Source organism: Kitasatospora sp. NPDC057542, from assembly GCF_042801945.1.
GTDB lineage: Bacteria > Actinomycetota > Actinomycetes > Streptomycetales > Streptomycetaceae > Kitasatospora.
This window is the reverse complement of sequence record NZ_JBHVFE010000278.1, coordinates 1-11,871: the sequence shown is the minus strand read 5'-3', so window position 1 is coordinate 11,871 and position 11,871 is coordinate 1. Positions and strand designations below refer to the sequence as shown.

Annotated in this window: 12 protein-coding genes and 2 pseudogenes; 10 read left to right on the top strand and 4 right to left on the bottom strand. The window is 68.5% G+C overall.

All coding sequences use genetic code 11. The features are described 5' to 3' along the window. The first annotated feature begins 767 nt into the window (after positions 1-767). From ACFU7Y_RS28815 to ACFU7Y_RS28805, 3 genes are all read left to right on the top strand, one after another. Positions 768-956 (top strand): hypothetical protein, encoded by a 189-nt coding sequence (locus tag ACFU7Y_RS28815; RefSeq protein WP_380770131.1) that lies wholly within the window; start codon positions 768-770, stop codon positions 954-956. Between the two features lie 296 nt (positions 957-1,252). After that, the gene (locus ACFU7Y_RS28810; RefSeq protein WP_380770130.1) at positions 1,253-1,426 is read left to right on the top strand and encodes a hypothetical protein; all 174 of its coding nucleotides are present in this window, start codon (positions 1,253-1,255) and stop codon (positions 1,424-1,426) included. Positions 1,427-1,650: 224 nt separating this feature from the next. Next, the gene (locus ACFU7Y_RS28805) at positions 1,651-2,055 is read left to right on the top strand and encodes a RidA family protein (protein WP_380770129.1); all 405 of its coding nucleotides are present in this window, start codon (positions 1,651-1,653) and stop codon (positions 2,053-2,055) included. Between the two features lie 270 nt (positions 2,056-2,325). Here ACFU7Y_RS28805 and ACFU7Y_RS28800 read toward each other — a convergent pair whose 3' ends face one another. Both ACFU7Y_RS28800 and ACFU7Y_RS28795 read right to left on the bottom strand, forming a co-directional pair. Then, the gene (locus ACFU7Y_RS28800) at positions 2,326-2,988 is read right to left on the bottom strand and encodes a hypothetical protein (protein WP_380770128.1); all 663 of its coding nucleotides are present in this window, start codon (positions 2,986-2,988) and stop codon (positions 2,326-2,328) included. A 529-nt stretch (positions 2,989-3,517) separates the two neighbouring features. Further along, positions 3,518-3,655 (bottom strand): annotated as a pseudogene (locus ACFU7Y_RS28795) (exodeoxyribonuclease III); the annotation flags it as partial. Positions 3,656-3,782: 127 nt separating this feature from the next. Between ACFU7Y_RS28795 and ACFU7Y_RS28790 the strand changes: the two are divergent. The 5 genes and pseudogenes from ACFU7Y_RS28790 to ACFU7Y_RS28770 form a co-directional block, all read left to right on the top strand. Continuing rightward, entirely contained in the window at positions 3,783-3,926 is a 144-nt protein-coding gene (locus ACFU7Y_RS28790) for a hypothetical protein (RefSeq protein WP_224280690.1), read from the top strand. A 105-nt stretch (positions 3,927-4,031) separates the two neighbouring features. Beyond that, positions 4,032-4,955, top strand: coding sequence for a recombinase family protein (locus ACFU7Y_RS28785; protein WP_380770127.1), 924 nt, complete (start codon positions 4,032-4,034; stop codon positions 4,953-4,955). Next, positions 4,940-5,323, top strand: a complete 384-nt coding sequence (locus ACFU7Y_RS28780) for a hypothetical protein (RefSeq protein ID WP_380770126.1) — start codon at positions 4,940-4,942, stop codon at positions 5,321-5,323. Before ACFU7Y_RS28785 ends, ACFU7Y_RS28780 begins: the two co-directional genes overlap by 16 nt. Before the next feature lie 275 nt (positions 5,324-5,598). Continuing rightward, on the top strand, positions 5,599-6,201 hold the full coding sequence (locus tag ACFU7Y_RS28775; RefSeq protein ID WP_224280687.1) for a hypothetical protein: 603 nt from the start codon (positions 5,599-5,601) through the stop codon (positions 6,199-6,201). A 340-nt stretch (positions 6,202-6,541) separates the two neighbouring features. Further along, positions 6,542-6,659: pseudogene (locus ACFU7Y_RS28770) on the top strand (helix-turn-helix domain-containing protein); the annotation flags it as partial. Positions 6,660-6,732: 73 nt separating this feature from the next. On the opposite strand, the gene ACFU7Y_RS28765 reads toward ACFU7Y_RS28770, so the two are convergent. Both ACFU7Y_RS28765 and ACFU7Y_RS28760 read right to left on the bottom strand, forming a co-directional pair. Further along, positions 6,733-7,455 (bottom strand): ABC transporter ATP-binding protein, encoded by a 723-nt coding sequence (locus tag ACFU7Y_RS28765; RefSeq protein WP_224280686.1) that lies wholly within the window; start codon positions 7,453-7,455, stop codon positions 6,733-6,735. A gap of 6 nt (positions 7,456-7,461) precedes the next feature. Then, complete coding sequence (locus ACFU7Y_RS28760; protein WP_380770124.1) at positions 7,462-8,895, bottom strand: ABC transporter permease; 1,434 nt, start codon at positions 8,893-8,895, stop codon at positions 7,462-7,464. Between the two features lie 186 nt (positions 8,896-9,081). Between ACFU7Y_RS28760 and ACFU7Y_RS28755 the strand changes: the two genes are divergently transcribed. Together ACFU7Y_RS28755 and ACFU7Y_RS28750 are read left to right on the top strand one after the other, a co-directional pair. After that, the gene (locus tag ACFU7Y_RS28755; protein ID WP_224280684.1) at positions 9,082-9,744 is read left to right on the top strand and encodes a response regulator transcription factor; all 663 of its coding nucleotides are present in this window, start codon (positions 9,082-9,084) and stop codon (positions 9,742-9,744) included. After that, positions 9,741-11,045 carry a sensor histidine kinase gene (locus ACFU7Y_RS28750; protein ID WP_380770122.1) on the top strand — a complete coding sequence of 435 codons (1,305 nt, stop codon included), beginning with the start codon at positions 9,741-9,743 and terminating at the stop codon, positions 11,043-11,045. Before ACFU7Y_RS28755 ends, ACFU7Y_RS28750 begins: the two co-directional genes overlap by 4 nt. The last annotated feature ends 826 nt before the right edge of the window (positions 11,046-11,871 follow it).

Here is an 11,871-nt window from a genome sequence, read left to right as displayed (position 1 = left end):
GTGAGTCAGGCGACCCAGGAACCTCCCTCCGAGTTCCTCCCGACTGCGTCGGGGATACAACGAAGCGCCTCACGGCGCACCTCACATGTCCCAGTCTCCAGGTGTCCAGCCCCAGGGTGGAATTTCAGTCCTTGCCACCACCCGTCGTTCGGACCGGCTCGACGACCTCGAGCGCCGAGGCATCGACCACCCGCTCCTGGACACCGGCGAAATCTCCGACGCCGTACGGAAGTTATACCCGCAGGGCGTCGACGCCGCCCTGGAACTCGTCGGCACCCCCACCCTGCCCGACACCCCGCGCAGTACAACCGGCCCGGACTTCACCTCCTACCGGCGATCGTAGGCAGGCCTGCCCGCCTACGATCGCCGCCGAGCGTCGAACGGCACCAGACACCTGGAGCAGGCCGCAGTCGGTGGGCCCGCCGGCCAGGTCGGGCACGTCCCGCCGGTACAGCTGCGCGACAGCTGTCATGGGGATTGGGTCGGTGCTCGCCAGCCATGGGGCATGCCGTCCAGCGAAGCCAGAACCTCCCGCTCGGGGTCCGTCAGCCCGAGGTCGATTCCGTCCTCGAGAGTGCGCCCCAGGCCTTGGTCAGAATCTGCCGCCGGAGCCGGACCTCCTCCATCCGCTTACCCGTGCTCTGCTTGCGCGGGTGCGTACACACGGGCCACGGCTCGTCGGCCGGCCAGAGCATCGGTCCGCCCGCGGAGCTGTCTCGCATGCAGGGGGTTCTGAGTCGAGGTGCTCACGTCCGGGTACCGCCGTCATGAAGTTGCTGCTGATTAGCCACGAGACCCGGCTTGGAGGCCATTGTCATTTGGCTATTCAGTTATCGCTCGAAGTCGAACACTGCGGTGACGGGTGCGTGGTCGGACCAGCGCTCGGCGTGGGAGGCGGCGCGTTCGACGTAGGCTTCAACGCACCTGTCGGCGAGGCTTTTTTGACAAACAATTAGGTCTACTCTCCAGCGGATGGACGCCTTTTCTAAAAGAGTCCACCTGTTCGAGAACAGTCTGTTCGAGGGTGCCCGCTGGCCTGGGTGGTAGGGGGCCTCCTGTGGGCATCATGACGGCTTCGGCGCCGGTTCGGGCAGTGGGGGGGGTTCGCGTGTCTCGGACACGCACGGGGACGAGGGGAAGGTCTCGCACCTGGTGCAGGCGGCCCTGGTCTCGGCCGCCCACAAGCACCTACGCAAGACGGACCGCTGGGCCGGCGGGCGGCCACCGAACGGGTACCGGATCACCGACCGCCATGGCGGGCGCGAGCGCGTTCCTCGCGATCATCATCGTCCGCCTACGCCGGCGGGCCCAGTCCCGGTCCCGCAACGACGAACTGGTGACCGTGCTGAGCGCCGTCACCCTCGGGGTCCTGATCGCCGCCACCCCGCTGGGCCGGAGCATCCACCAGTGCTGGTGGGTGAAATAGGCTGGTCAGCGGGGGTGGTGACGAGGCAGGGCTCCTCGTCGCTGGTGCGATGGTTCCACTCATCACACCAGCGACCGAAGGGGCCACAGCAGCCAATTTTGTGCGCACAAAGGAAAATTCGACGGCGCTGCCAGACGAGCATTGTTCACGCGAACCCGTAACTTCTTCACGTAAGGGGCCTGTCTGCAATTGGCAGCCCACAAGCTGCATCAAGGGAGTGAGTCATGAGTACTCAGGTGAAGGCATTCGGGTTTGGCATGCCATGGGAATCGTTGTACGGATACAGTCAGGCCACTCAGGTCGGTGACACGGTTTATGTGTCGGGGCAGCTGTCTCATGACCATCACGGCAATTTCGTGGGTGCCGACGACTTCGAACTGCAGGTCCGTACCACGCTGGAGAATCTGGACCTGGTACTGAGGCAGTTCGGGGCCGAGCGTAGCCAGATAGTAGAGACCACGGTTCTGGTGAGGAACCTGCGCGAGAACTTCGACACGACAGCACGCCTCCACGCCGAGTACTTCGGGGAGCACCGGCCCGCCAGCACGGTCATGGGCGTATCCGACTTGGCGCTGCCGGACCAACTCGTCGAGATCGGCGCGCTCGTTCGTCTCGATGTGAAGCCATAGGTGAGGAGTCCGGCTCGATTCATTGCATGGCCGAGCCGGACATCCGGGACTCCAGCGAGTACGGACGCGTCACCGCGCCCGGGGAGACGGCTGTGCGCGGGGCCCGGATCACCGTCTGCGTGGGCAATTCGGCTCACTTGCTCTGGTCTGCGCGGACGATCCGGGCGCCTTCCTGGGAACCGGCAAGGCCCAGAGCCGAGGGCGGACTGGACGGCGCGGACCTTGCGAAGGTCAACCGGGCGCTGACCGAGCTCGGTTATGTGCTGTCTGTCAGCGGACGTGGCAGACTGGCTCTGGCGCGATTTCCGTGAATGCCGCCGCGGATTCTGATGATTGTCGATCATGATGGGTGTCTGTCGCTGACCTCCTGGCCGTCCTGTTCTCCTGGCAAACCGCCTGGAAAGGGGGCTGCCAGTCGCTCCAAGCAGGTGCGTGGCCGGGCGGTGGCCAGTAATCTGCGTAGCCCGGGTATGGCCACTGTCGGCCGATCCATTCGCATTCCGGTATCGGCCCCTCCCAGTCGTCGGGGCACCGGTCCTCCCACCCCCGGCCTACCGTCACCGGTCTGGTCATCACCTTGCCCTCGACCTCCTGCACCCTCAGGACCAGGCCGATGCGGGCGGCCCCGGGGTTGCCCCGCGGACCGTAGGACACATCGAGGACTTCGCAGTCGGGGGCGTGCAGCAGGAACCGCTCCAGATCGGTCGGCACGCACGCTGTCAGCTCCCGTCCCCAGAGCATGACCTGGGGCCCGCGCGCTGCATCAACCGCGACGCAGAACAATCGATCGCCGATGAAGTAGCCATGCACAGCAGGCTTCGCACGCTCCGCCCCGAACGCCACCCCCACGGTGTCCGGCTCCGACGGTCCGGCCTGGAACCGGCACAGCTCACTCATACCCGGAAGCACTGCCGCGGCCTCGGTGATCAGCATGCCGAACCGGAGCGGCCCCACGCCGTCCAGCGGAATCAGCTCCCAAGCCGCCCGCGGTCCTACGGCATTCCGGCGCCCCGCCACCTCCCCCATACCCCCACTCCGATCCAACGGTTCCCAGCACCCGGGTCCACCCGCCACAACCCAGCGGTGCGGGGAGAACCTCGCGTCATCGACAAACGACTATCCGCCCTACGGCTGCCCCGGTGCGGGGAGGACGCCGTGCAGCATCGGCTGACCCCCGCGCCCGAGGGGACGACAGCGCCTGGTTGTTCAACCAGTCCCCGAGTTGTCGGTCCCGCACGCGCGGGGACCGTCCCGAGCTGGTCGCTCGTCCGCTCGGCGAGGGACCTGTCGGCTTGGCGGTGATGCTGGGACTTCTAGAAAACAGGTCGATTCTTCATTGCCCCGCCGAGTTGGTCGGACGCTTGCGGTTCACGTGCGTCGACGTGAGCTGCCCTGGGCTGGCTTCATGGGGTGAGCCCAGGGCCCGAAGATCTGCTGGTCGTCAACTGTAGGAAATTGACGGCTAGTTAAGGTTGAAGTCGAACTCGGAGGTGACCGGCGCGTGGTCGCTCCAGCGCTCCGCGTGGGAGGCTGCGCGTTCGACGTAGGCCTTGACGCAGGTGTCCGCTAGCCCCTGACTGGCCGTCAGAAGGTCGATGCGCCGGCGGAACGACGCCTTTTGTAAAAGGTCCACCCGTTCGAGTGCAGCTTGTTCGAGGGTGCCCGCCGGCCTGGGTGGTAGGGGGCCTCCTGTGGGCATCATGACGGCTTCGGCGCCGGTTCGGGCAGTGGGGGGTTCGCGTGTCTCGGACACGCACGGGGACGAGGGGAAGGTCTCGCACCTGGTGCGGGCGGAGTCGGCGATCCGGCACGCGCTGCCGAAGGAGTGGGAGATCGTCGGGTCTTTCGAGGATCTGGACGTCTCCGCGTAGGTCACTCCGTGGAAGCGCCTGGACCTGGGTCCGTGGCTGACCGAGCGGCAGGGCGAGTGGGACGCGTTGGACCGGGCGTTTCGCTCGGCGAAGGACTGCGCGGACGTGGCGCACTGGGCGGAGGAGAACCACAAGGTCCTGGTGTTCACCGATGATGGGATCACCCTGCACTACCGGGAGGGGCGGGAGTCGTCGTTCGGGAACGAGCCGGCGAAGGTGTTCCTGATGCTGGCGTCGATTTTCGTGGAGATGGAGCTCAAGCGGATCAAGGCCCGCGTCACGGCGGCGCACAAGCACCTGCGTAAGACGGACCGCTGGGCGGGCGGGCAGCCGCCGTACGGGTACCGGGTCGTGGACCGTCCCGGCGGCGGGCGGACACTGGAGCCGGACCCGGTGACCTCGGAGACGGTCCGGTACATGGGCAAGCTCCTGCTGGAGGGGCAGAGCCAGTGGATGATCGCCGCGGCCCTGGAGGCCGCCGGTTTCGACACCCCGTCGATGCACGCGTACAAGAACCAGGGCGAGTCGTACTCGAGCAAGCGTAAGACCGCGCCGTCGAACCACTGGAACCCGACCAGCGTGGGCAAGATCCTGCGCTCGCCGGCGACGATGGGCCTAAAGCTGACCGGCCGCTCCGTGAAGACGCGCAAGATCGCCCGCGACGCCAAGCGCCTGCCGATCCGCATGGCCAAGCCCCTGTTCACGGAGGAGGAGTGGGCCGCGGTCCAGGCGGCGATGGACGAGCGCACGATCACGAAGGAGTGCTCGAACGGCGCCTCGCCCTGGCTCGGCGTTGCGCACTGTGACCGCTGCGGTGACCGGTTCTACCGGCAGGTGAACCTCGCCAAGAACGGCAAGATCTACGAGTACTACCGGTGCGCGGAGACAGCCGGCAAACCCGCCTGCAAGGGCCAGTCCATCAAGGGCGAGCGCGTCACCGCCGCGATCACCGCCCTGGTGGAACGCCTGGCCGACCTGGCGATGACGGCGCCGGTGCTGGACGAGGAGCATGTGTGGGACCGCATGTGATCAACGATCGCTTCCTGCTGGTGGGAGACAGCGCGCGCAGCGGCGGTCTGTCGAAGGTGCGCAAGGCCGTCGACACGGCAAATAGCGACAGTGACAGGAAGTTCGCGGCGATCAAGTTACTCAAGCGGCGCGACGACGAAATCATCAAGGTCTTCCTGGAACCGGAGACCGCCGCACTCAAAGCTGTCGAGCACCCTCATATCGTGCGGATGCTGGAGTCGGGCTGGGACCCGGTTCTGGAGCGGTACTACATCGCCCTGGAGTGGGTGGAGCGCAGCCTGAAGGAAGATCTACAGGCTCGTCGGCCCGTCGGCTGGGACGCCTACTTCGAGAAGATCGTGGCACCACCTTGCAACAGTCAGCGATGATCAAGGAGCGGCACAGGATCGGGCCCACCGGCCGGGACCGCGCGGCGAAGCCCCGGACGGGCATCGCTCCGGGTGAGAGGTTCGCCTGTTCGGCTCAGCGAGGATGACGGCCAGGAGACGGCGCCCGGAGACCTTCCTACCGTTGGACCCCGGGAGGCTGCATCCCCGCGGAGCCCGGCCGAGGACCTCTCGCCCGTCGGCCACCGCTCACGCCGAACCCGGCAGTCGCCTTCCACCGTGACCACGCAGGGTCCGGGTCGAAGGAGATGAAGGACATGAACACCACGCGCACCGCTCGCACGCCCGCGACACCCGCACTGAACGGGTGCCGGACATCACGCCGCCGCCTTCGGGCACGGATCGGGCTCGCCGCGACCGCCACGGCCCTGTCGCTGCTGCCGATCGCCCCGTCCACCGCCAGCGCGGCACCCCACCTCCCGCTCACACAGATCGTGCGGGAGGCCAAGGTGAAGGCGCAGCAGGAGCACCCCGGCTCGCAGTTCTACGACGCGGACGCCGTCCTGCTGACACCCACGACCAACCCCAATGACGTCCAGGCCTGGTGGATCCGCTTCCGGGCCAAGGACTCGGAGCCGTCCTTCGAGTACAAGTACTCGACCACCGGTCAGTACCAGAGCACGCAGCGGTGGAGCGTCCCGATCGGGATCCAGGCCATCTCCCCGTTCACCATGACGGAGGTCCAGGCCCACGATCTGGCCGTCAAGGCCGGGCACACCGGCGCGTTCAAGCCCCTGTACCTCAATGAGCCCGTCGTGCAGAACCCGCATCCCACCTACTACTTCTGCATTCCCAGCGAGGGCAGGACGGTGGCGGTGGACACCGTGACGGGCCACGTCACCACGCCGTGGTCGTGCTAGTGACCACGGTGTGAGCCCTGTTCGGTGGCCGTCACCCAGCGGGGGTGACGGCCATCGGCGGCTGGCGACCCTTGCCGTCCGCCCGCTCGGTGCCGCCGACCGGGCGGGCGATAAGGGTCGCCGGCCTGGAGCGCGAAGGGCCGCCGCCGGTCAGCCAAGCCCGGGTACGAGCGGGGGCCGTGCTGGTTCGGCCGGTCGCCGCGGATCCGCGCTGGCCGTTGCGGCCAGCATGCTCTGTGTCGCCGGCATCGCCCCGGTGGCGCTGTCCGGGACCGCCCACGCGCAGGGCACCTGCACGGTCTCGGGCCCCACCACCATCTGGGGTACCGGCCGTCGGCAGAGCAGCAACTACCTGCGCGTGTATCTGGCGCGGCTACGCCGCAAGCTGGAGCCGGACCCCTCGCATCCCCCGGTATCTGATTACGGTGCCGGGGATGGGCTACCGCTTCGACCCCTGATCCCGGTCATGGACGAGGCCCCGACCCCCGGAATCCTCCGTACCGGGTCGGGGCCTCTCCCGCGTGCTGCGGATCAGGCGGCGACGAGCCGTCCGCGCTTGAGCTGGAGGATCTGGTCGCAGGCGGCGGCGACCTCGCGGGAGTGGGTGACGAGGATGACGCACTTGCCTTCGTCGTGGGCGAGGCGGCGGAAGACGCCGACGATGGACTCGGCGGTGTCGTGGTCGAGGGCGCCAGTGGGCTCGTCCGCGAAGAGGATGTCCACCTCGCAGGCCAGGGCCCGGGCGATGGCGACGCGCTGCTGCTGGCCGCCGGAGAGCTGGAGCGTGCGCCGGTTGTGCTCGGTCTTCTCCACACCGAGGAGTTCGAGGAGTTCGACAGCGCGCCGCTTCCGGGCCCGGGAACCGGCCTTGACCCCGGTGATCTCCATGGCGGAGGTGATGTTCTGCACCGCGGTCATGTAGGTGATGAGGTTGAGGGACTGGAAGACGGTCGCGGCGTGCCGGTTGCGGTAGCGGCCCAGCCCGATCTCGGCGATGTCGCGGCCCTTGAAGCGGACCGTGCCGGAGGTGGGCGAGTCGAGCCCCGAGGCGAGGGAGAGGAGGGTGGTCTTGCCGGAGCCGGATGGGCCGACGATCGCGTACATCCGGCCGGCCTCGAAGCGCTGGTGGACGTCCTTGAGGATGGTCCGCTTGTGGTTCTTGGCCGGGACTGTGCGGGCCACACCGGACACTTCGAGGACCGCGGGCTCGTGCCCGGCAGCGGAGTCGGCGGCGTCGGTGAGGTGGGTGCTCATGGCGGGTCAGTCGCCCTTCGTGAGGATGTCGCGGGGACTCATGCGCATCACGCGGATGCCGGGCAGGACGGTGGCGATCGCGGCGATGCCGAGCCCGAGGACGCCGACCTGGGCGATGTCGGACGGACCGACCTTCACTTCCAGGGAGTCGATCGGATCGACCTGCGGTCCGTCGTCCTTGGTGCCGCCGCCGATGCTGCTGTAGTCCTGCTCGGGGGTCCTCTTACCCGCGTCGTCCTTCGCGGAGGAGACCTCGCCGGCCAGCAGGCCGTCGCCGATGGGCTGGGCGAGTGCCTGGGAGGCGGCCGAGGCGATGCCGATGGCGATCAGCGCGCAGGCGAAGATCTCCACGAGGTGCTGGCCGAGCAGCAGCGGCTTCTTCTCGCCGAGCGCGAGGAGGATGCCGAGCTCCTTGCGGCGTTCGCGCAGCGCCGAGGCGATGATGAGGGCGAGGATCGCGGTGCCCGCGAGGGCGACGAGCCAGACGGTGAGGCTGGCGAAGCCCGCGGTGCGGGTGATGGGGCCGACGAGGGCCTGGTACTGCTTGTCGTTGACGGTCAGGGGGAAGATCTTGGGGTCCACGCCGGCGGCCGCGGCGTCCTTCTTCAGCCGGTCGAGATCGTCGGGGTTCTTCAGGCTGAAGGTGGCCGACTTGAGGATGCCGTCGCTGCCGTCCTTGCCCAACAGGAGCGAGCTGCCGAGCGGGGTGGTGTAGATCTTGTTGGCGGGGTCCATCATCGCGGGAACGTAGGCACCGGTGTCGGCGGTGCTGTTCTTGTAGATGCCGACGACCTTGAAGGAGAGGTCGGCGTCGCTGCGCTGCTTGCCGTCCATGGGGATCTCGCCCACCTTGAGCTTGACGACGTCCCCGACCTTGATCTTGTTGTCGTCGGCGACGCGTTCCTCGATGACGATCTCGTCCTTGGCGCTGGTGGGGGTGATGCCCCGGCCCGAGATGATTTTCGAGTCGCCGTTGCGGAAGTCCTTCTCCTGGTTCAGGTCGAGAATTCCGGAAGCCGAGAAGAAGTCCGTTCCCTCGGCGTTCTGGCCGGGCGGCGTCGGAACCGGCTGGTGCAGGCTCAGCCCGGTGCCGGGGCGCCCGACGCTCCCCACGGCGTAGTTGCAGTCGGTCACCGCGGAGGACGCGCAGATCTTGTCGACGAGGCTGCTGCGCAGCTCGCCCTTCGAACCGATCGTGCTGGGCCGTCCGCCACCGCCGGCGTTGGTTCCGCCTGAGTTGATGAGCGCGTTGATGTCGAGCTGCATCGTGGCGACGACCCCGACCTTCCTCTTCGCATCATCGGCCGCGCGCGCCGCGGCAGACTGGATGAGGAATCCGGAGAGCACGAGCGTGCAGATGACGGTGAAAAGGCCGATCAGCATGGCGGTTTTCCCGAGCTGGCCGGTCAGCCGCCACCAGGCCCGTTTGAATAGATTCATGGCAACGACGCTATCGGCCAGCGCATTTCACCCGTATGTGATGCCCGACGGCCCGGCACCGAGGCCTCACATACCGCTCACACGCCCGGTACGGTACAAATGGAAGTGTCCCGTAATTCCGTGGGTCGATATTCCGACCCGCCTTCGGGCTCTCATCGAATTCTCACCCGAAGGGACGTCTCCGCCGTGCGGGTACTGATCGTCGAGGACGAGGCACCGCTCGCCCGCCTGCTCCAGATGCGCCTCGGCCGCGAGGGCATCGCCGCCGACATCGCACCCGACGGCGGCGCGGCGCTGGAGCGGGTACGGATCCACGACTACGACGTGGTCGTACTGGACCGGGACCTGCCCGTGGTCCACGGGGACGAGGTGTGCCGCCGGATCACCGGGATGGGCCTGGGCGCACGGATCCTGATGCTGACCGCGGCCGGGACACTGGACGACAAGGTCGCCGGCTTCGGCCTGGGGGCGGACGACTACCTCCCCAAACCCTTCGACCTGCCCGAGCTGATCGTCCGGCTCCGCGCCCTGCACCGCAGGAGCGGCACCACGTACGCCCCCGTGCTGGAGCAGGCCGGCATCAGCCTGGACACCCACCGCCGACAGGTGACCCGCGACGGTACGGAGATCCGGCTCACCCCGAAGGAGATCGCGGTCCTCGAACTGCTCATGCGTGCCGACGGCGGAGTCGTCAGCAGCGCGGACCTGCTGGACAAAGCCTGGGACGGACAGACCGACCAGGGCGGCAACGTGGTCCGGCTCGTGGTGCACACCCTGCGCCGCAAACTCGGGGACCCGAAGATCGTGCAGACCGTCATCGGGACGGGCTACCGCCTGGGCGCGGCGTGAGCCGCGGGCGCCGCCCGCTCGGCCTGCACCGCCTCACTCGCCCCCTCAGCCTGCGCAGCCGGCTGACCTTCGGGTTCGCCGTCGCACTGGCCGCGAGCGCCCTGTTGATGCTGACCGTCGTCTACGTCGGCATCCGCTGGCTGCCGACCTACGACCTGACCACGGCGGTCACCGTACCGCCCGGCACCAGCTCCACCCCGGCCCACCCCTACCCGCCCGCCGACGGAAACCCCATGCCACCGGGGTCCGACGAGATCGGGACCCGGGCCCCGTCCCCCGGCGAGCGGATCCAGGGCCCTCATTCCACGATCCGCACCAAAGAGGACGTCTGGAACACCGTCCTCGCCGTCTCCACCGCGGGCGTGCTCATCGTCGCCACCGCGGGCCTGCTAGCCGGCCGCAGGATCGCAGGCAGGCTGCTGGCCCCGCTGAGCGAACTCAACCGGGCCGCGACGAGCGCCGCCGAAGGCGACCTCTCCCACCGCATCAACGCCTCCGGGCCCGACGACGAACTGCGCCGCCTCGCCGACACCTTCGACGTCACGCTCGCCCGCCTGGAGGAGTCCTTCTCCTCGCACCGGCGGTTTGCCGCCAACGCCGCCCACGAGCTGCTCACCCCCCTGTCCACGACGAAGACCGCCCTGACCATGCTGGGAGACCGTCCGGACCGTGAGGAGTTCGCCGAGATCCTGCCCATGCTCGGTGAGGCGAACGAGCGCAACATCAGGGTCGTCAAGGAACTCCTGAACCTGGCCGCGGCCGAACACCTCACCTTCGACCCCGAGCCCGTCGACCTCGCGGCCCTCGCGGAAGAAGCCGTGACCGCGGCGACCGCCGCGGGCGCCGGGCAGTCCGCGCACGGACCGGAGTTCGTCCTCACCGCGGACGCCCCCGACTGCCTGGTACGGGGCAATTCCGTGCTGCTGGGCCGGCTGGTCGGCAACCTCGTCGACAACGCGGTCAAGCACAACACCGGCGAACTGGGGGCCCGGGTCACCGTGGACGTCGCCACCGAGTCCCGGTCCACCGCCCCGGACGACGGACCCGGCGCGGTGCACCTCACCGTCACGAACACCGGGCCCGTCGTCGACCCGGCCGTCGTCGACCGCCTCTTCGAACCGTTCTACCGGGCCCGGCCCCGCCTCGACAGCGCCCACGGACACGGACTCGGCCTCGCCCTGGTCCAGGTCGTCGCCCGGGCCCACGGCGGCACCGTCCACGCCACCGCGCTCCCGGCGGGCGGCCTCGCCGTCCACGCCAGGCTTCCCGCGGCGGCGCCTTCGCCGTACGAATCGGCTTGATCCGCAGAGGGCCGCTGCACTCCTACTGCTCACAACCGGGTGCGCCGTATCCGGCACGGGACCGGAAGCCGTTGGCAGTCGGCCCTCCGAGGTCACGGCCCACCCCCGCCTCTACGGGGTCACCCCGGACTGCCGGCTGCGGGCCCGCCCCGCCCCAGAATCGAGACGGACAACAGCAAGAAGCCGCAGCCCGGTTCGCTGTCGCAGCTCACAGCCTTCACGCTGGGACGGCTCCTGGACGGCCCCGACGAAGTGGACAGGGGCAACATGCTCCACACGGAGCTGCCTGAACCGGCCGGCCGCAACCGCGGGCGGCGGTCACCGTCACCACCTCCGGTGCCGGCCTCACGGTCGCCCTGCCGCTGGACGTCGCGGCCTTGCCCCGGACGGCCGTGGGCCAGGTCGTGTGCACGGCCTGGAGCACTGAATCCGTCCGCCGCTCGGACCTCCCGGACCTCCCGGTCACTCTCACCGGAGGAGGACACACGACGACACCCCGCCGGTGCCCGGAGTTCACTGCGGACAGCGCGGGCTGAGCCGCTACCGCGTGGACTTGAACTGCGAAGGAGCCTCATGCGTTCCCGAAACAGGGGAGAGGCGTTCCTGAGGTTTTTTGGGGCGGAGCCCTGAACTGGGGGTCAAGGGGTTGCGGGCGGTGGCCGTATCTAGTGCTGTGACCGCATAGGTTCACCGGGTTGGCGCCGCAGGGCCTTCGGCCGGTTGGATGTCGCGAGACGTTCAGCTCGGAAGGGGGCCCGGTGGCGGAGCCGGTCAGGGTTCGCAGACTCACGGACCAGGAAGGCCAGCAGTTACAGCGGATCGTGCG